The sequence below is a fragment of the Nonomuraea sp. NPDC048916 genome (genome assembly GCF_040649575.1).
In the GTDB taxonomy this organism is placed as follows: Bacteria; Actinomycetota; Actinomycetes; order Streptosporangiales; family Streptosporangiaceae; genus Nonomuraea.
The window spans coordinates 34,625-52,723 of sequence record NZ_JBEZFS010000007.1; the positions used below are offsets into that span (position 1 = coordinate 34,625).

At 68.7% G+C, this 18,099-nt stretch carries 17 protein-coding genes and 1 tRNA gene; 4 read left to right on the forward strand and 14 right to left on the reverse strand.

Annotation, left to right across the window (positions count from 1 at the left end):
* The first annotated feature begins 107 nt into the window (after positions 1-107).
* The 3 genes from AB0C16_RS08670 to AB0C16_RS08680 are packed head-to-tail and all read left to right on the forward strand — an operon-like array spanning position 108 to position 2,381.
* Positions 108-761 (forward strand): methyltransferase domain-containing protein, encoded by a 654-nt coding sequence (locus AB0C16_RS08670; protein ID WP_357680431.1) that lies wholly within the window; start codon positions 108-110, stop codon positions 759-761.
* Positions 762-809: 48 nt separating this feature from the next.
* Positions 810-1,145, forward strand: a complete 336-nt coding sequence (locus AB0C16_RS08675) for a metalloregulator ArsR/SmtB family transcription factor (RefSeq protein ID WP_357680433.1) — start codon at positions 810-812, stop codon at positions 1,143-1,145.
* A gap of 12 nt (positions 1,146-1,157) precedes the next feature.
* Positions 1,158-2,381, forward strand: a complete 1,224-nt coding sequence (locus AB0C16_RS08680; protein ID WP_357680435.1) for a GNAT family N-acetyltransferase — start codon at positions 1,158-1,160, stop codon at positions 2,379-2,381.
* A gap of 121 nt (positions 2,382-2,502) precedes the next feature.
* Here the strand turns inward: AB0C16_RS08680 and AB0C16_RS08685 are convergent, their stop codons facing one another.
* From AB0C16_RS08685 to AB0C16_RS08700, 4 genes are all read right to left on the reverse strand, one after another.
* Positions 2,503-2,700 (reverse strand): hypothetical protein, encoded by a 198-nt coding sequence (locus AB0C16_RS08685; RefSeq protein WP_357680437.1) that lies wholly within the window; start codon positions 2,698-2,700, stop codon positions 2,503-2,505.
* A 56-nt stretch (positions 2,701-2,756) separates the two neighbouring features.
* A complete protein-coding gene (locus AB0C16_RS08690; RefSeq protein WP_357680439.1) occupies positions 2,757-3,182 on the reverse strand; it encodes a hypothetical protein in 426 nt (141 codons plus the stop codon).
* Positions 3,183-3,536: 354 nt separating this feature from the next.
* On the reverse strand, positions 3,537-4,097 hold the full coding sequence (locus AB0C16_RS08695; protein WP_357680441.1) for a cysteine hydrolase family protein: 561 nt from the start codon (positions 4,095-4,097) through the stop codon (positions 3,537-3,539).
* 171 nt (positions 4,098-4,268) lie between these two features.
* Positions 4,269-5,183: an LLM class flavin-dependent oxidoreductase gene (locus AB0C16_RS08700; protein WP_357680443.1), complete on the reverse strand. Its 915-nt coding sequence runs from the start codon at positions 5,181-5,183 to the stop codon at positions 4,269-4,271.
* Positions 5,184-5,531: 348 nt separating this feature from the next.
* Here AB0C16_RS08700 and AB0C16_RS08705 point away from each other — a divergent pair, with 348 nt between their 5' ends.
* The gene (locus tag AB0C16_RS08705) at positions 5,532-6,644 is read left to right on the forward strand and encodes an ABC transporter substrate-binding protein (protein ID WP_357680445.1); all 1,113 of its coding nucleotides are present in this window, start codon (positions 5,532-5,534) and stop codon (positions 6,642-6,644) included.
* 200 nt (positions 6,645-6,844) lie between these two features.
* Here the strand turns inward: AB0C16_RS08705 and AB0C16_RS08710 are convergent, their stop codons facing one another.
* From AB0C16_RS08710 to dnaN, 10 genes are all read right to left on the reverse strand, one after another.
* A complete protein-coding gene (locus AB0C16_RS08710; RefSeq protein ID WP_357680447.1) occupies positions 6,845-6,967 on the reverse strand; it encodes a hypothetical protein in 123 nt (40 codons plus the stop codon).
* A gap of 6 nt (positions 6,968-6,973) precedes the next feature.
* Positions 6,974-7,723, reverse strand: a complete 750-nt coding sequence (locus AB0C16_RS08715) for a class I SAM-dependent methyltransferase (protein WP_357680449.1) — start codon at positions 7,721-7,723, stop codon at positions 6,974-6,976.
* Positions 7,724-8,135: 412 nt separating this feature from the next.
* Positions 8,136-8,209, reverse strand: a tRNA-Ile gene (locus AB0C16_RS08720).
* A 140-nt stretch (positions 8,210-8,349) separates the two neighbouring features.
* On the reverse strand, positions 8,350-9,018 hold the full coding sequence (locus tag AB0C16_RS08725; RefSeq protein WP_357680451.1) for a DUF3566 domain-containing protein: 669 nt from the start codon (positions 9,016-9,018) through the stop codon (positions 8,350-8,352).
* A gap of 3 nt (positions 9,019-9,021) precedes the next feature.
* A complete protein-coding gene (gyrA, locus tag AB0C16_RS08730) occupies positions 9,022-11,529 on the reverse strand; it encodes a DNA gyrase subunit A (RefSeq protein ID WP_357680453.1) in 2,508 nt (835 codons plus the stop codon).
* A gap of 33 nt (positions 11,530-11,562) precedes the next feature.
* Positions 11,563-13,506 (reverse strand): DNA topoisomerase (ATP-hydrolyzing) subunit B, encoded by a 1,944-nt coding sequence (gene gyrB, locus AB0C16_RS08735; RefSeq protein WP_357680455.1) that lies wholly within the window; start codon positions 13,504-13,506, stop codon positions 11,563-11,565.
* 324 nt (positions 13,507-13,830) lie between these two features.
* Complete coding sequence (locus AB0C16_RS08740) at positions 13,831-14,331, reverse strand: DciA family protein (protein WP_357680457.1); 501 nt, start codon at positions 14,329-14,331, stop codon at positions 13,831-13,833.
* On the reverse strand, positions 14,321-15,553 hold the full coding sequence (gene recF, locus AB0C16_RS08745) for a DNA replication/repair protein RecF (protein WP_357680459.1): 1,233 nt from the start codon (positions 15,551-15,553) through the stop codon (positions 14,321-14,323). The genes AB0C16_RS08740 and recF overlap by 11 nt, the downstream gene beginning before the upstream one ends.
* Before the next feature lie 75 nt (positions 15,554-15,628).
* Positions 15,629-16,570: a phosphogluconate dehydrogenase (NAD(+)-dependent, decarboxylating) gene (gnd, locus tag AB0C16_RS08750; protein ID WP_357680461.1), complete on the reverse strand. Its 942-nt coding sequence runs from the start codon at positions 16,568-16,570 to the stop codon at positions 15,629-15,631.
* A gap of 45 nt (positions 16,571-16,615) precedes the next feature.
* Entirely contained in the window at positions 16,616-17,755 is a 1,140-nt protein-coding gene (gene dnaN, locus AB0C16_RS08755) for a DNA polymerase III subunit beta (RefSeq protein ID WP_357680789.1), read from the reverse strand.
* Positions 17,756-18,099: the final 344 nt, after the last annotated feature.

Here is an 18,099-nt window from a genome sequence, read left to right on the forward strand (position 1 = left end):
CCTCCTGTCCCGTACGGCACGGCCTGGCGAATCTGCCTGTTGACCACCCCGTACTGATGAACTGACCATTCATAAGTAAACAACCTGTGCGGAAAAAGGAGAACACCATGGGTATCGGTCGATCCCTGCACGACCATGCGAAGCACGGCGACGGAGGCGGGGTCATCAACCACCCGCGCGCCTACGAGGTCCTGGCCGAGATCGGCTTCATCGGGCGGCGCCGCCGGGTCTTCGCCGGCCTGGCGGCTCTCACGGAGATCCGGCCGGGGGAGAAGATCCTGGACGTCGGCTGCGGCACCGGCTACCTGACCCACCTGCTCGCACCTGTCACGGGCCCCGCAGGGCAGGTGACGGGGGTCGATCCGTCGGCGTCGATGGTCGGCCACGCGGGCAGGCACGCACCTCGCAACTGCTCGTACCAGGTGGGCGAAGGGCAGGATCTGCCCTTTCCCGACGCCTCGTTCGATGTCCTGGTGTCGACTCTCGCCGTGCACCACATGCCCTCCTCCGCCCGCGCTCTCGCGGTCCAGGAGATGTTCCGGGTGCTGCGGCCGGGAGGCAGGCTGCTGATCGCCGAGTTCCACCCGCCGGCCAACCGCCTCGCCGCCCACCTCATGAGCGTCCTGGTCGGGCCAGCCATGCGGCCGAGCATGCCGGAGTTGCTCGCCGAGTTGGTCCCCGCCGCCGGCTTCCAGGTCAAGGACGAAGGCAGGGTGAAGCCGTTGATGTACTACATCAAAGCCGTGCGTCCAGCCGCCTGACGGGCGAGGCTTCACAGATCACCATCAATCGACTATCGTCGATTAACGATGAATGAGAACGTGAAGCCTCTGGAGCGCGCCGAGGCGGAGGAGTACGCGAGCTGGTTCAGGGCGCTGGCCGACGCGACGCGGATCCAGATCGTGTCGCTGCTGGCCCGGCGGCGTGCGCCGATGACCGTCGGCGAGATCGTGACCGCGTCGGGAGTCGGCCAGTCGACCGTCTCCCACCACCTGAAGATCCTCGCGGACGTACGGTTCGTCCTGGTCGAGAGGCAGGGCACCTCCAGCCTCTACCGGATCAACGAAAACTGTGTGAGCTGCTTCCCCACCGCCGCCGACGTGGTGATGGGCAACCCCGTGCCGGCGAGCCCGGCATGCGACTGAAGGAGACCCGCGATGGCTCATGACGAGGTCGTCCAGCGCTACTCCGGTCTGGCCCGGGCCGCGATGCTCGGCAGGGTGATCCTCGACTGCGACGCGAACGAGTTCGACCAGGGCCGCTTCGGCGCCGCCGGCTACGACGACGTCGGCGGCCTGCCCGAGGGGGCCGTGCGCGCCAGCCTCGGATGCGGCGACCCGGTGGCCGTCGCCGAGCTGCGCGACGGGGAGACCGTGCTCGACCTCGGCTCCGGCGGCGGCATCGACGTCCTGCTGTCGGCCCGCAGGGTCGGCCCGCACGGCAGGGCGTACGGGCTGGACGCCAGCACCGACATGCTCGAACTCGCCCGCGCCAACGCCGCCCGGGCCGGGGCTACCAACGTCGAGTTCCTGCACGGCGACATCGCGTCCATCCCGCTGCCCGACCACGCCGTCGACGCCGTCATCTCCAACTGCGTGATCAACCTCTCCGACGACCAGCCCGGCGTCCTGGCCGAGGCCTTCCGGGTCCTGCGCCCGGGAGGCCGCCTCGGCGTCAGCGACGTGGTCACCGACGGCCCGACCGATCCGGCGCGGCGAGCCGCGGCCGAACGGCGGGTGGGCTGCGTCGCCGGCTCTCTGGCCGTCGAGGAGTACCGGAGCCTCCTCCGGCAGGCCGGCTTCGTCGGCATCACGATCCGCCTCACCGGCGATCACGGCGACGGCGTGCACTCGGCCGTCATCCGGGCGGCCAAGCCCGCCATCGGCCCCGGCCTGGAGATCCGCCCGATGCGCGAGGCCGATGCCACTCAGGTGCTGGCCATCTACCAGGCGGGCCTGGACACGGGAGACGCGAGCTTCGAGACCCTGGCTCCGAGCTGGGAGGGCTTCACCGCGGGCAAGCTGCCCCATCTGCGTTACGTCGCCGTCGACACCGGGTCGGGTGACGTCGCCGGCTGGATCGCCGCCTCGCCGGTCTCCTCCCGTCCGGTCTACGCCGGAGTCGTCGAGCACAGCGTCTATGTCCATCCCGGCTGCCAGGCCCACGGCATCGGCCGCGCCCTGCTGTCAGCCTTCGTCGCCGCCAGTGAGGACGCCGGCGTCTGGACCATCCAGACCGGCATCTTCCCCGAGAACACCGCCAGCCTCACCCTGCACCAGGCGCTCGGCTTTCGCGTCGTCGGCACCCGCGAGCGCATCGCCCGCCACCATGACCGCTGGCGCGACGTGCTGTTCCTGGAGCGCCGACTGGACCATACCTAGACGTGCGGGTTTGGTCGCGGTCGGCGGTCCTGGCGCCGGCAGCCGTGTTGACGCGCTACCGCCCCACGCCGACATCGCGCGGCTCACACTCGACCCGCGACCGGAGCGGCAGGCGATGTCGTCAGAGGTGAAACCAGTGGATGCGGCGGCACGAGACGCAGACGAAGCAGGTGGCGTCGCGGTTGGCCCAGTCGAGATTCATGAAGGTCATCCCGGTGGTCTGCAACTTCCACCGGCGCGGCTCGAAAAGCTGGTTTCCGCATGTGTCGCAGCTGAGAACTTGACCGTTGGGAAGGGTGACGGGCTGCGGATCGGACATGCCGCTGATCCTAACCGCCGGAACGCGGAGGCGAGCGGCCACGATAAGGCGCCATATCACGACATGCCACGGGGCTCGTCCTCGAACCGGCGGGCCACCACGAGGTCGGTGGACGAGTGCAGCAGGATCGACAGCACGATGGTGACCGCGACCAGGTGGAAGACCTCCTCCGAGATGAGGACGCCCGCGGAGAGCACGATCAGGCTGTAGACCACGGAGGCGAACCCCTTGGGGCCGAACCACGCGATGGCCGCCTGTTCTGTCACGGGCAGCCCGGCGCCGAGGAAGGAGATCCAGATCGCCAGCGGCCTGGCCAGCACCAGCGCCAGGATCGCGAACAGCCATCCATGCCAGCCGACCGAGCTCAGCAGGGCCGGCGTGATGAGGGCGCCGAACACCAGCAGCGCGGCCAGGTGGGCGAGGCTGGATACGAGCACGGCCAGCAGCAGCACGGCGGCGAAAGCGGTCAACAGACTGCCCATCGGAAAGCCCCCGCCCGGTCCCTCGCCACACGACACTGCCGACCAGATTTCCCACCGCACCGCCGCTTACCGTGCGCACCGGGCGAGACGCGAAGTCAGTACGGCGCGTTGACGCTGTTTTTGCCTCCTCGGCGGCGCTCGCCCACGAACCACGCGATCAGCGGGTGACTGGCGCCCCACGTCGAAGCCGGACCGCTCAGGATGCCCGGCTACCGGAACGCGTGGACGCGGAAACCGCTGATGGAATCAGGGTCGGGGATGTCGCGCGCGAAGTAACGCCCGTTCTGGGTCGCCCTGACCCAGCCGTTGGACGGTGTGAACGCGAACGGTGTCCGCGTACGCGTCGCTCAGGCTTCAGGACGTCGCGCCGAAGGCGACATCCTTGGTCTCGACCGTCCCGGCCGTCCGCCCCGGCGCCGTCTGGTCGGCCCAGTACAGGTTCGTGTGGGCGATGACCTTGTCCGGCGGTGGCGCCCCCCATGCCGTCAGGTCCTCCGTCGTGTGGGCGTCGCTGACGAGGGTCGCGTCGTACCCCCTGACGAACGCGCCGTGGAGCGTCGAACGGATGCACCCATCGGTCTGTGCGCCGGCCACGACGAGCCGCCCGACTCCGAGGCCCGCCAGTACGGTCTCAAGCTCGGTGTCCTCGAAGGAGTCGCCGTAGTTCTTCTCGACGAGCGGCTCGGCGTCGCCCGGAGTCAGCTCGGGGACGATCTGCCAGTCGTCGCTCCCCCTCACGAAATGCTCGTCAGAGTGCTGAACCCAGACGACGGGAACCCCTTCCCGCCGCGCCGTCTCGACAAGGCTGCCGACGTTCGCGACGACCGAGTCGCGCCGGTGAGCCCCCTTGACGACACCGTTCTGCACGTCGACGACGAGGAGTGCGGTGTTCGGCCGGTTCTCGAGTGTGGTCATGGTCTCCCCTAACGGACGCCGGGCTCCTGTGCCCACCCACGGTAGTCCGGCCCACCGACAACAAGCCTGGGCCGAAGAACTCACCGACGACGGACCTGGATCCCTCGCAGGCCATCGACGCGGTCCGAAGCCTCGATGGCGATCCCGTTCTCCTGTCACCGACGTCCGTGCTCAGTGCGGCCGGCGCAGCAGGCTCCGGACTTCCGCCAGCAGGTCGACCTGAGCCCGCCAATCACCACCCGAGATCCCGATGATCGCGTGCCTCGCCCCGGCGTCACGGTAGACAGCCAGCCTCTCGGCGGCCTCCCTCGGATGGCCGGTGAGCGGGATCTCGATGACCTCCTCCAGCGGACGGCCATAGGCGCCCCCGATGCCCGATGCGATCTCCTCCCGGGACGGGACGCCCGGCCCGGTCCCCAGGGCGCCGGCGCCTCCGATCGCGATGACCGGAGCGGGCCGGCCGTGTCCGGCGGCCAACTCGGCGAGCCGCCGCCCACCCTTGTCGACCTCGCCGGGCGAGATCAGGGACGGGAACCAGCCGTCGCCCAGCCGCGCGGCCCGTCGGATCGCCGCGTCGGAGGCGTTGCCGACCCACACCGCCGGCATCGCCACGGCGGGCGCCAGCTCGACGGTCGGCTCCCCAGGCTCGTCCCGCAGCCGGGTCTCCTCGCCCGCCAGCAGCCGGGGAAGCAGTTCCAGGGCGGTGTCGGTGCGGCTGCCGCGCTCGCCGTAGGGCACTCCGGCGGCGGCCCACTGCCCGGGCCCGCCACCCGAACCGACCCCCAGCACGAGGCGGTCACCGGACACGTACTGCAGGGTCGCGACCTGTTTGGCGGCCCAGGCGACGGACCGGATCGCGGGGATGAACACGCTGGTGCCGATCCTGATCCGGCTGGTGGCCGCGGCGGCGGTGGCCAGGGCGATCAGCGCGTCCAGCGTGGGCCCGCCGACGGCCAGGTGGTCGCCATGCCACACGCCGTCCAGCCCGGCGTCTTCGGCATGCCGGGCGGCCTGCCGCAGGTCGATGCCGTCCCGACGCTGGACGGCGACCCCGGGCAGGAGGACGCCGATCTCGAAGTTCTCCATGGCCATACCATGCAACCTCAAGCCGAGTTGAGGTCAACCGGGTGCGTTCCTTGGTGCTAAGCATGCGAGGGGCGTTCGTGGCGTGGGCCGAGCGGCCGGCCGGTCGCGTGGTCGGCCGAAGGATCCCCGAGCGGCATGCTCTGTCGCCGCCCTTGCGATCGCTGGTCGAGCGCCTCGATGACGGCCACGCACCAGCGGATGTTCTGCTTGCTCGTACATGCGTCCGCCCATGAGCGTGAGATACGGCCCGACGCGCTCGGCGTCGCACAGGAGCCGTTGCTGCCGGTGGGCAATACTCTGCGTTCCGGGCAAACTGCCACCGAATCATCACACGGGAGACGCCAACGCATGAATACGCCACCATCGCCACCGGGAGCGGAGCGCACTGACGGATCATCCGTCCGGATCGGCGCTCTCGTTCCGCTGACTCGGCCTGGCTGGGTCGAGGCAGGCCAACACCTGCTCGCTGGACTCGAGCTGGCCGTTCGCGAAGTCAATGACGCCGGCGGGATCGTCGGAAGACCACTCGAGCTGGTGGTTCGAGACACCGCGGCTGATCCGCAGAGGGCCGCGGCGGCCGTAGATGAATTGGCTCGCCTGGGCGTGGCTGCCTTGGCGGGGGAGTATCACAGCGTCGTCGCTCGCACCGCTGCCGCCAGGGCCGACGCCCTCGGCCTGCCGTTCCTTTGCTCGTCAGCGGTTCTCGACGCGCTCACCGAACAGCCAACGGAATGGGTCGCGCGCCTCGCCCCGGCGCAGTCCCACGGCTGGCAGATCTACGCGGACTTCCTCCTCAGCGCGGGCCACAGTCGAATCGCCGTAGCAGCAGAGTCGAGTGTCTACTGGGCGTCTGGGGCCCGCATTCTGCGGGACTATCTCGCTCCACGCGGCGGCTCCGTCATCGAACTCGACATGCGCGCGCTCGCCCCCACGGCCGTGTGCGACGAGCTCGTCGACAATCGCGCGACAGCCCTCCTGCTTCTGGTCGGCCACCCGGAGCCGGCAGTGTCGATCGTCAAGTCTGTTCGCCGCGACCAGCGCCTCGCTGAGATCATGATTGGCGCTCCGGCGGGGCAACCGGAATTCGCCGAATGGGCGAGGTTGCTGGGCGACGACGGCGCCGCGATCCCGTTCTTGCGCTACCTGCCCGAGCGCCTCAGCCCACTCGGTGCACAAGTCGAGACGGCCCTCCGCGAGCGGCTAGGCGAAGCGCCCTCCTTCGTCGCCTTCGAGGGCTACGACACGGTCGCCGTCCTCGCCGATGTACTGCGTTCTCACGGCGCGGACCGGGCGCGCATTGCCGAATCCTGGCCGCGCGTTGCAGTCGAAGGCACCCGCGGGCGGATCCAGTTCTCCCGCACGCCAGGCATCAGCGTTTGGCAATGGGCTTGGACGCCGATCCAAGTCGTTGGTCGAGATCCGGCGGAACCCGATCGCTTTCGGATCCTCCACGCCAGCTGAAAGAGCACGGAGGTCCGACTCCCCAGCTCTGTCCGAACTTGAGGCTGTCTACCTGTCTACGCGTTAATGCTAGGGCCCGGAATCGTGCACCGTATGCCGCGTCGGCGCAGGCAGGCGCGGTTCGCCCGAGACCCGTACGCCCTGTTCGCGCGGACCTTGTCCGGTCGGGTGCGTGGTCGGCCCGGTCCGGTTCGGGGTACTCAGATGCCGTCCAGGACCGGCTGGAACTGGGGACTGTCGTGCCGCTGGCCCGCGGTGACGAGCAGGGACATCGGCTTCTGTCCCTGCTCGACCACCAGGTGCGGCTTGGTGGTTAGCCCCAATGCCGGTTAGTCGGCATTGAGAACGAAGAACAGGAAGCTTGGGCTGGTGGCGAGGATGCGGAATTCGTCGGGGAACAGCTCGCGGGCGGCCGGCACGGGCTGTGGCTCGCTGATGACGGCCAGGCGGAAGCCTGCCGCGGTGAAGGCGTCGGTCATCGCGTGCAGCGGTCGGTGCCAGAAGCTCATCGGGGCGGTCTGGCCGCCCATGGTCCATTCTTCGGTCCAATTGTTGGTGGCGAAATAGCTGGTCTTGCGCCCGGCCAGGCGGTGCATGGCGTGGATCATAAGGGGATGGTCGACGGACACGATCAGCCTGCCGCCGGTCGTTAGCACGCGCCGCAGTTCGGATAGCGTCGGCCCCCAGTCTTCGAGGTAGTGCAGCACCAGGGACGCCATGACATCGTCGAACGCACCGTCGGGGAACGGCAGCGGATCACGCAGGTCGGCTACCTGTAGGTCCGCATCGTCACCGAGCCGCCGCCGGGCCAGCTCCAGCATTCCGGTGCTGTTGTCGATGCCGGCCACGACGGCACCCCGGTCGCGCAGCGCCGCGAACAGCGGGCCCGAGCCGCAGCCGGCGTCGAGGATCCGCCGGCCGGTCACCTCCCCGGCAAGGGCCAGGATGGCGGGCCGCTCGTAATAGGCGTTCATGATGCCGGCCTCGTTTTCGGCCGCGTACGCCTCGGCGAGACTGTCATAGTCGTTGGCCCGGGACGGATGTGCGGGCTCAACGTGATCTTCGGGCACGGTAGGCATGCGGGCTATCCTGGCTTGCCAGGCTCGGGCGGCGCCAATCGGGTGGACACGTACAGCAGAACGGCCCGTTTGCCGTGTCATGACCAGGTTGCGCATCAATGCGACGGCGGCGGTGGCGTGGTAGACGCCGTCACCGGCTCGGCGGCAGTCCGGGTCCACCGACCTCACGCCGACGGAGGCCGAACACCCGGTCGAGTCCCTCAAGGGGCTGGCCGAGGAGATCAGGGCCTGGCGCTGAACACTGCGGGCAGCTTGGAACCCCGTGTCCTCTCGGCGATCCCGCTGCTCGATAACGAGCCGGCGAAATGGCGGGAAGGGAGAGCCGCCAAGGTCATCTCCCAAATTTCTCCCACAATGCGAAAAAGAGCCGCTTCCTAGTTCGAAAGCGACTCTTTATGGCTGATCATCTGGGTGGGGCTACCAGGACTTGAACCTGGGACCTCTTCCTTATCAGGGAAGCGCTCTAACCGTCTGAGCTATAGCCCCGCGCACACAGACCGTATCGCATCCCCGCCGGTGGACGCGAATCGGTTGGTGGAACGAGGAAAAGCTTACCGCCTCCGGCGTGTTGTTCGCGCCGCACCCACCATGGGAGTGCGGCGCGAACAACCGCGAACAACCGCGACCTACTCGGCCTCGCTGAAGGTCACCTCGACGCCGCCCACCAGATCGGAGGCGACGTTGTAGATGACCGCCCCCAGGGTGGCCAGCGCGGTGATCAGCACGACGTTGACGGCGCCGATGAGCGCCGTGTAGCCGAGGATGCGGACCGGCTCGAACCAGGAGGCGATATCGATGGGAATGGAATTCTGGCCCTGCTCACCCTGGCCGAGCTGGTTGACCAGGTCGACGAGCGAGTCGAACACGCCCAGAGCGGACAGCACGCCGTACAGGACGGCCACCGCCACGAAGAGCACCACGAAGCACACGATCGACACCACGAAACTGAACTTCATGGCCGACCATGGTTCGATGCGGCGCAGCACCAGGTGCGCTTTGCGGGGCAGGCGGGCTCCCGAGTTGGAAGACTTCTTCCGTGGGAGCTCGACGAGGGGAGGAGGGGCCTCCGAGGTGAGCGACGGACGGCCGCGGCCCGCCTCGTTGCCCTGCCCGTCGCTCGGGGGCGCGACCGGCGCCGGCTGAGTGGCCGGCACCTTGTGCACCGCCGTGGCGTTGTTGTCCTCGGGGCGCTGGTCGAAACTCTCGGGTTCGCTGGGTTTCTTGGGCTGGCCGTTGTCCCGAGCAACCGCCTTGATCCTGGCGCTGGGGCTCGGGCTGCCACCCTGGGCGCTCATGACTTACTCTCCTCCCCCGTCTTCCTCGTTGTCCACCGCAGCCTCCATCGACTCGGCGTTTCGGGCGAGGGCTACCACGCTGTCGCCTTCGGCGAGATTCATCAATCGCACTCCCATGGTCTGGCGGCCGGACTGCTTGATCTCGCCGGCACTCGTCCGGATCACCCCGCCAGCGGATGTGATCGCGAAGACCTCATCCTCCGGGTTGACCATGACGGCTCCGACCAGCTTGCCACGGGAGCTCACGATTTTCGCAGTCAGCACGCCCTTACCACCACGACCTTGAACCGGATACTGCTCAACCGGTGTTCGTTTCGCGTACCCGGCCTTGGTGGCGATAAGCACATCTTGTCCGTCTGCGATCCTATTCATGGCGAGAAGTTCGTCACCCTCGAGGAATCGCATGCCGATGACGCCGCTCGTCGCCCGGCCCATCGGCCGCAGCGCCTCGTCGGAGGCGGTGAAGCGGATCGACTGCGCGCCCTTGGAGACGAGCAGCAGGTCGTCCTCCTCGGAGACCAGGCGGGCGCCGATGACCTCGTCGTCGTCGCGCAGGTTGATCGCGATCAGGCCGCCGGACCTGGGGGAGTCGTACTCGGACAGGCGGGTCTTCTTGACCAGGCCGCTGCGGGTCGCCAGCACGAGGTAGGGGGCGACGTCGTAGTCACGCAGGTCGAGGACCTCCATGACGGTCTCGTCGGGCTGCATGGCCAGCAGGTTGGCCAGGTGCATGCCCCGCGCGTCGCGGCCCGAGTCGGGCAGTTCGTACGCCTTGACCCGGTAGACCCGGCCCTTGTTCGTGAAGAACAGCAGCCAGTGGTGGGTCGAGGTGACGAAGAAGTGGTCGACGATGTCGTCCTGGCGCAGCTGCGCTCCGCGCACGCCCTTGCCGCCGCGCTTCTGCGCCCGGTAGAGGTCGGTGCGGGTGCGCTTGGCATAGCCGCCGCGGGTGATGGTGACGACGATGTCTTCCTCGGCGATGAGGTCCTCGATCGACATGTCGCCGTCGTAGGCGATGATCTCGGTGCGCCGGTCCTCGCCGTAGCGGGCCACGATCTCGGCGAGCTCGTCGCCGACGATCTGCCGCTGCCGGGGCTCGGAGCCCAGGATGTCGAGGTAGTCGGCGATCTGCGTCATCAGGTGGTCGTACTCGTCCTGGATCGCCTGCCGCTCCAGGGCGGCGAGCTTGCGCAGCTGCATGTCGAGGATGGCCTGCGCCTGGATCTCGTCGATCTCCAGCAGGCTCATCAGGCCCTGCTGGGCGGCCGCGGCCGACTCCGACGAACGGATCAGGGCGATGACCTCGTCGAGCCGGTCGAGCGCCTTGAGCAGCGCGCGCAGGATGTGGGCGCGCTCCTCGGCCTTGCGCAGGAGGTAGCGCGTCCGGCGGACGATGACCTCGATCTGGTGGGCCACGTAGTGCGTGATGAACTGGTCGAGCCGCAGCGTGCGCGGCACCCCGTCGACCAGGGCCAGCATGTTGGCGCCGAAGGTGTCCTGGAGCTGGGTGTGCTTGTAGAGGTTGTTGAGCACGACCTTGGCGACGGCGTCGCGCTTGAGCACGATCACCAGGCGCTGCCCGACGCGGGAGGACGACTCCTCACGCACGTCGGCGATGCCGGACACCTTGCCCTGCTTGACCAGCTCGGCGATCTTGAGGGCGAGGTTGTCCGGGTTGACCTGGTAGGGGAGCTCGGTGACGACGAGGGCGTGGCGGCCCTTGTTGTCCTCCTCGACCTCGACGACGGCCCGCATGGTGATCGAGCCGCGGCCGGTGCGGTAGGCGTCCTCGATGCCTCGGCGGCCGACGATCAGCCCGTGGGTCGGGAAGTCGGGGCCCTTCACCCGGGCGATGGCCGCCTCGAGCAGCTCCTCGTCGGAGGCCTCCGGGTGCTCCAGCGCCCACTTGACGGCCTCGGCCACCTCGCGCAGGTTGTGCGGCGGGATGTTGGTGGCCATGCCGACCGCGATGCCGCCCGCGCCGTTGACCAGCAGGTTGGGGAAGCGGGCCGGCAGGACGACCGGCTCCTGGGAGCGCCCGTCGTAGTTGGGCTGGAAGTCGACGGTGTCCTTGTCGATGTCGCGCAGCATCTCCATGGCGATGGGCGCGAGCTTGCACTCGGTGTAGCGCATCGCCGCGGGCGCGTCGTTGCCCGGAGAGCCGAAGTTGCCCTGCCCGTCGACCAGCGGGTGGCGCAGCGACCAGGTCTGCGCGAGTCGTACCAGAGTGTCGTAGATCGAGGTGTCGCCATGGGGGTGGTAGGAACCCATGACGTCACCGACGACGCGCGAGCACTTGAAGTAGCCGCGGTCGGGGCGGTAGCCGCCGTCGTACATCGCGTAGAGCACGCGGCGGTGCACCGGCTTGAGACCGTCACGCACATCGGGCAGCGCACGCGACACGATGACCGACATCGCGTAGTCCATGTAGCTGCGCTGCATCTCGGTCTGGATGTCGACCGGTTCGACGCGGTCAGCCGGAGGTGGAGGCGGAGTGTTCACTTCCGTCACGTGTAAAGATCCTTTTCTGGTGTACGGCTGTCGCTACACGTCCAGGAAACGGACATCTCGCGCATTGCGGATGATGAAGGCCCTGCGTGCCTCGACGTCCTCACCCATGAGCACGCTGAACATCTCGTCTGCCTGGGCGGCGTCGTCGAGTGTCGCCTGCAGCAGGATGCGGCTCGCGGGGTTCATGGTGGTTTCCCACAGTTGGTTGGCGTTCATCTCGCCGAGACCCTTGAAGCGCTGGACACCGTCGTGCCCACGAGGATCGCGCTTGCCCCTGGCGATGCCTTCCTGGATGATCGCGTCGCGCTCACGGTCGGAGTAGGCGTAGGAGGCGTCGTCGCCCTTACGGTCCCACTTGATCTTGTAGAGCGGCGGCTGCGACAGGTAGACGTGCCCGCCCTCGATCAGCGGCCGCATGAACCTGAACAGCAGCGTCAGCAGCAGCGTGGTGATGTGCTGGCCGTCGACGTCGGCGTCGGCCATCAGGATCAGCTTGCTGTAACGCAGCTTGCTGATGTCGAACTCGTCGTGCACGCCGGTGCCCATCGCCGTGATCAGCGACTGGACCTCGGCATTCTGCAGGACCTTGTCGACCCTGGCCTTCTCCACGTTGAGGATCTTGCCGCGGATCGGCAGGATCGCCTGGAAACGCGAGTCGCGGCCGCCCTTGGCCGAGCCGCCGGCCGAGTTGCCCTCGACGATGAACAGCTCACACTTGTCGGGGTCGTTCCACTGGCAGTCGGCCAGCTTGCCCGGCAGACCGCTGCCCGACTCGAGCAGCGACTTGCGCCGCGTCAGGTCACGAGCCTGACGAGCCGCGAGGCGGGCCCTGGCGGCCTGCAGCGACTTGTTGATGATGTCCTTGGCCTCACCGGGGTTGCGCTCGAACCACGCGCGCAGGTGGTCGTTGCACGCCTTCTGGACGAACGACTTGGCCTCGGTGTTGCCCAGCTTGGTCTTGGTCTGGCCCTCGAACTGAGGGTCGGCCAGCTTGATCGAGACGATCGCGGTCAGGCCCTCGCGGACGTCCTCACCGGAGAGGTTTTCGTCCTTGCCCTCCTTGAGGAACTTCTGCTCGCGCGCGTAGCGGTTGACGATCGACGTCAGCGCCGCGCGGAAGCCCTCCTCGTGGGTGCCGCCCTCGGCCGTGTTGATCGTGTTGGCGAAGGTGTAGACCGACTCGGAGTAGGAGTTGTTCCACTGCATGGCGATCTCGACCGAGGCGCCGTCGCCGTGCTCCTCGAAGTCGATGACCGAGGCGTGCGCCTGCTCCTTCTTGGAGTTGAGGTGCTTGACGAAGTCGGACAGACCGCCCTCGTAGTGGTATTCGACCCTGACCGGCTCGCCGTTGATGTGGTCGGGCCGCTCGTCCGTCAGCGTGATCGTGAGGCCCTTGTTGAGGAAGGCCATCTCCTGGAACCGGCGCGAGAGCGTCTCGAAGTTCCACGTGGTGGTCTCGAAGATGTCGGGATCGGGCCAGAACGTGATCATGGTGCCGGTCTCGCCGGTCTCCTCGCCCTGGGCCAGCGGCGCGGTCGGCTTGCTGCGCTCGAAGCGCTGCCGCCAGTAGTGGCCGTTCTGCTTGACCTCCACGTCCATGGCGGAAGACAGCGCGTTGACCACGGCGGAGCCGACGCCGTGCAGGCCGCCGGAGACCGCGTAGGACTTGCTGTCGAACTTGCCGCCCGCGTGGAGCGTGGTCAGCACGACCTCGACCGCCGACCGCTTCTCGACCGGGTGGATCCCGGTCGGTATGCCACGGCCGTTGTCCGTGACGCGCACGCCGTTGTCGGCCATGAGCGTGACGTCGATGCGGTCGGCGTGACCGGCCAGGGCCTCGTCCACAGCGTTGTCCACGATCTCGTAGACAAGGTGGTGCAGACCGCGCTCGCCGGTTGAACCGATATACATACCCGGGCGCTTGCGAACCGCCTCAAGCCCTTCGAGTACGGTGATTGAGCTAGCGTCGTAGGACAAGTGCCAAATCCTCCTGCCGCGGACACGCGGCGGGGGAGGCGTCACATGCCAAGCTGAGCTGCCCCTGCCGTGCCCGTCACCGTCGTGAGTGCCCCGTTGCGCTCGCCACCCGGGGGAGTCGGCGCGTCGCATGCGCGCCGGGGGTGACACGCAAGCGGACGTGTCCGGAATCCGCTTTCATTCTACCGGCTCCGGACGCCCAAGGTGGCATTGAACGCGCCTGTGACGGCCTCTAGCTCGTTTTCCGCCCGTTTGGAGCCCCCCCACACGGGACCGGGGGTCATCGCGTCTGCGGCTCTCTGATCGGTTTCCGGAGTGAACGGCTCAGCCGTACGTGTCGCCGGGGCCCTTGCTGCCGGTGACTCTGAGCCCTCCGGCCGGGCGGGGCGCGTTGAGGGGGCCTCTGACCTTGACCTTCGTCACGGTGCCGTCACCCAGCTCCTCGTTGAGCCGGCGTACCAGGGTGCGCGCGAGCAGGCGCACCTGTGTCGCCCATGCCGTGGAGTCGGCGACGATCAGCACCTCGCCGTCGTCGAACGACTCGGGCTTGGTGTGCGCGGCCAGGTCGGGCCCCACGATGTCGGTCCAGCGGCCGAACACCCCGCCGACCGCCGCCGACCGCTCCCAGCCGCGGTCGGCCAGCAAGTCCATGATCGCGCGTCCGAAAAGCTGTGGATCGCCGGCGTCTCTCCGGGCGCCGGCCGCCTTGCGCCGAGGCTCACGGCGGGGGAGCTGGCCGCGCTTGGCGGCATCGGCCTTGGCCTGGGCGAGCTTCTCCCTGGCCATGGCGGCGCCCCTGGCCGTGGGATTGTCGTCAGCGGACACGCGTCACGCTCCCCTCCGCGACGTCGAATCGGGCCCCGATCAGCTCACGCGGCACGTCGTCCGCCACGGCGGCGGTGATCAGCACCTGCTCGGCGGGCGCGACGATCTCGGCGAGGCGGCGCCTGCGCTGGCTGTCGAGCTCGGCGAAGACGTCGTCGAGGATCAGCACCGGATCGCCCCCGTCGGCGCGCAGCAGGTCGTAGGCGGCCAGGCGCAGCGCGAGCGCGAACGACCACGACTCGCCGTGGCTGGCGTAGCCGCGGGCGGGCAGCTCGCCGATGCCGAGGATCAGGTCGTCGCGATGCGGGCCGACGAGGGTGACCCCCCGCTCCAGCTCCGCCGGGCGTACCTCCAGCAGGCGCTCGCGCAGCCGTTCCTCAAGGGTTTTCCCCAAGTCTGTGGATAACGTCTGTGCATCGGGAGATCCCCGCTCACCGGCGTCTTCGTCCTCCGCGCCGTCCCCACCTGTGGACAACGTGCTGCGATAGGCCAGGGTCGCGGGGGCGCTCGTGGGGGCCAGCCCGGCGTAGGCTCCGGCCACCAGCGGGCGCAGCTCCTCGACGAGGTCGAGCCGGGCCTGGAGAAGCTCGGCCCCGTGCCTGGCGAGGTGGGCGTCCCACACCTCCAGCGTGCTCAGCACGTCGCCGGCGCCCGCCGCCGCGAACCCGGAGTCACCCTCGGCCCGCCGGGCGCTCCTGGCGCCTCTGCGGGCCTGCGCGGCCGTACGCAGCAACGCGCTCCGCTGCTTCAGCACGCGGTCGTAGTCGGCCCGCACCCCGGCGAACCGGGGCGCCCTGGCCACCAGCAAGTCGTCGAGGAACCGCCGCCGCTCCGCCGGATCGCCCTTGACCAGCGCCAGATCCTCCGGGGCGAACAGGACGGTGCGCAGCAGGCCGATGACGTCACGCGGCCGGGACACGGGGGAGCGGTTGAGCCGTGCGCGGTTGGCCCGGCCGGGATTGATCTCCAGCTCGATCAGCGCCCGCCGATCGTCCCTGTGGACGGCGCAGCGCACGATCGCCCGGCTCGCGCCCTGCCGCACGAGCGGCGCGTCGGTGGCGACCCGGTGGCTGGAGTGCGTCGCCACGTAGCCCAGGGCCTCGACCAGGTTGGTCTTTCCCTGCCCGTTGGGCCCCACGAACGCCGTGACGCCCGGCTCCAGGCCGAGCTCCACGGACGCGTAGGACCGGAAGTCGGTCAGCGAGAGGTGGGCGACATGCACCCCACGAAGGTTAGTGGGCCACGCGCGTCACTGGGGCCACCGGCTTGCCGCCTGTGGAAAACGTCACGGCGTCAGTCAGGAGGCTTCGCGCGGAGGTAGCACGTCGGCGCCGGGCGCGTCGGCTCCCTTGCCCGTGGAGCCCTCGGCCGAGGCGATCGGGTGGCCGCCGAACTGGTTGCGCAGCGCCGCGACCACCTTCATCGCGGGCGGGTCCTCCTGGCGTGAGGCGAACCTGGCGAAGAGCGCGGCGGTGATCACCGGGAGCGGCACGGCGTGATCCACGGCCGCCTGGACGGTCCACCGGCCCTCGCCCGAGTCTTCGGCGTAACCGCGCAGCTCGTCGAGGTGCTCGTCGTCATCGAGCGCCCGGACCAGCAGGTCGAGCAGCCAGGAGCGGATCACGGTGCCGGTGCGCCAGCTGCTGAAGGAGCCCTTGACGTTCTTGACGATGTCGGAGGCCTCGAGCAGCTCCCAGCCCTCGGCGAAGGCCTGCATCATGCCGTACTCGATGCCGTTGTGGACCATCTTGGCGAAGTGACCGGCGCCGACGTCGCCCGCGTGGACGAAACCGTCCTCGCCCTCGGGCTTGAGCGTCTCGAAGATCGGCATCATGCGGTCGATGTCGGCCTGCTCACCACCGCACATGAGCGCGTAGCCGTTCTCCAGGCCCCAGACGCCGCCGCTGACGCCGCAGTCGACGAACCGGACGCCCTTCTCCGCCAGCTCGGCGGCGTGTTTCTGGTCGTCCACGTAGTGGGAGTTGCCGCCGTCGACGACCAGGTCGCCCTCGCCGAGCAGCCGGCCCAGCTCGTCGATCACCTGCTGGGTCGGTTTGCCCGCGGGGATCATGACCCAGACGGTGCGCGGCGCCTCGAGCCGCTCGACCAGCTCCTTCAGACTGGCGACGTCGCTGACCTCGGCATTGTGGTCGTAGCCGACCACGTCATGACCGCCGCGGCGCAGCCGTTCGGCCATGTTGGCGCCCATTTTGCCGAGCCCGACCATGCCGATCTGCATGTGACCTACCCCCTAGTCAGACTTCCATCATCCCCGATGTCAGCTTCAGCCTGACAGGCGGATCGGCATGATCAGGTAACGGTAGTCGGGCGCGCCGTCGCCGTCCACAGGCTTGCCCCCGGTGAGGATGGCGGGCTTCGTGGACGTGGTCATCTGCAGGCGCGCGACGTCGGAGTCGATCGCCCCCAGCCCTTCGAGTAGGAACTGGTGGTTGAAGGCGATGTTCATCTCCTCGCCCTCGTAGTCGACCGGCAGCACCTCGACGGCCTGGGCCTCGTCGCCGCTGCCCGCTTCGAGGACGACCTCACCGCCCCTGAACGCCAGGCGTACGGGAGTGTTGCGCTCGGCGACCAGGGCCACGCGCTTGACCGCCTCGACGAACGGGCCTGTGGACAAGTCGGCGCGCGCTGAGAACTCCGTGGGCAGCAGCGAGCGGTACTTGGGGAACTCGGGGTCCAGCAGCCGCGTGGTGGTGCGCCGCCCGGCGCTGGAGAAGCCGATCATCCCCTCGCCGGTGCCGCCCGCGGAGCTGAGCGCGATCTCCACCTCCGCGCCGGTGGCGCCGAGCGCCTTGGCCGTGTCGGCGAGCGTCTTGCCCGGGATCATCGCGATCGCGGCGAGGTCGGCCTGGTCGGGCTGCCACTTCAGCTCGCGTACGGCCAGGCGGTAGCGGTCGGTCGCGGCGAGGGTCACGGTCTCGCCTTCGATCTCCATCCGCACGCCGGTGAGCATGGGCAGCGTGTCGTCGCGGCCGGCGGCGACGGCCACCTGGCCGACGGCGGAGGCGAAGACGTCGCTGCCCACCCGTCCGGCGGCCGGGGGCATGGCCGGCAGTGACGGGTAGTCCTCCACAGGCATGGTCAGCAGTGTGAACCGGGCGCTGCCACAGGTGACGACCGCCTTGGAGCCTTCAAGGAGGAAGTCCACAGGCTGTGCGGGAAGCGCGCGGGTGATCTCGGCCAGCAGCTTGCCGGAGACGAGGACGACGCCGGGCTCCCCGGTGTGGAGTTCGAGCGTGACCTCGGCCGAGACCTCGTAGTCGAATCCCGACAGCTTCAGCCGCTGCTCGTCGGTGACTTCCAGGCGCATGCCGGCGAGGACGGGCACGGACGGGCGTGCGGGGAGGCTGCGTGCCGTCCATGCCACCGCCTCAGCGAGGACGTCTCGCTCGATTCGGAACATCACGGTCATCAGCCTCCTGGGTTCGTCGTTGATTCAAGTGTTGCCTCTCCCGCACCTGAGTTCCGGGAGAACCCCTCTATGGGTCTTGAGTTTCTTAGTAAGAGAGATAAGTGGTCATCACACTAGGGGCGGTGGATACTGTGGACAACCCGCGTTTCCGCTGGTCAGTGGCCCTGTTTTCATCCACCGGGGGTGTGGGTGACGCCTGGGGGTAACTTCGCGGCCTGGGGATGACGACTCGTTGCCCACAGGCTGTCCCCAGATCATGGGGTCTTCGTCCACTGGTTATCCACCGGGTTTCCACCGGTTATCCACGGGGTAAACGGCCTCTCCGCGGCCGCCCAGAA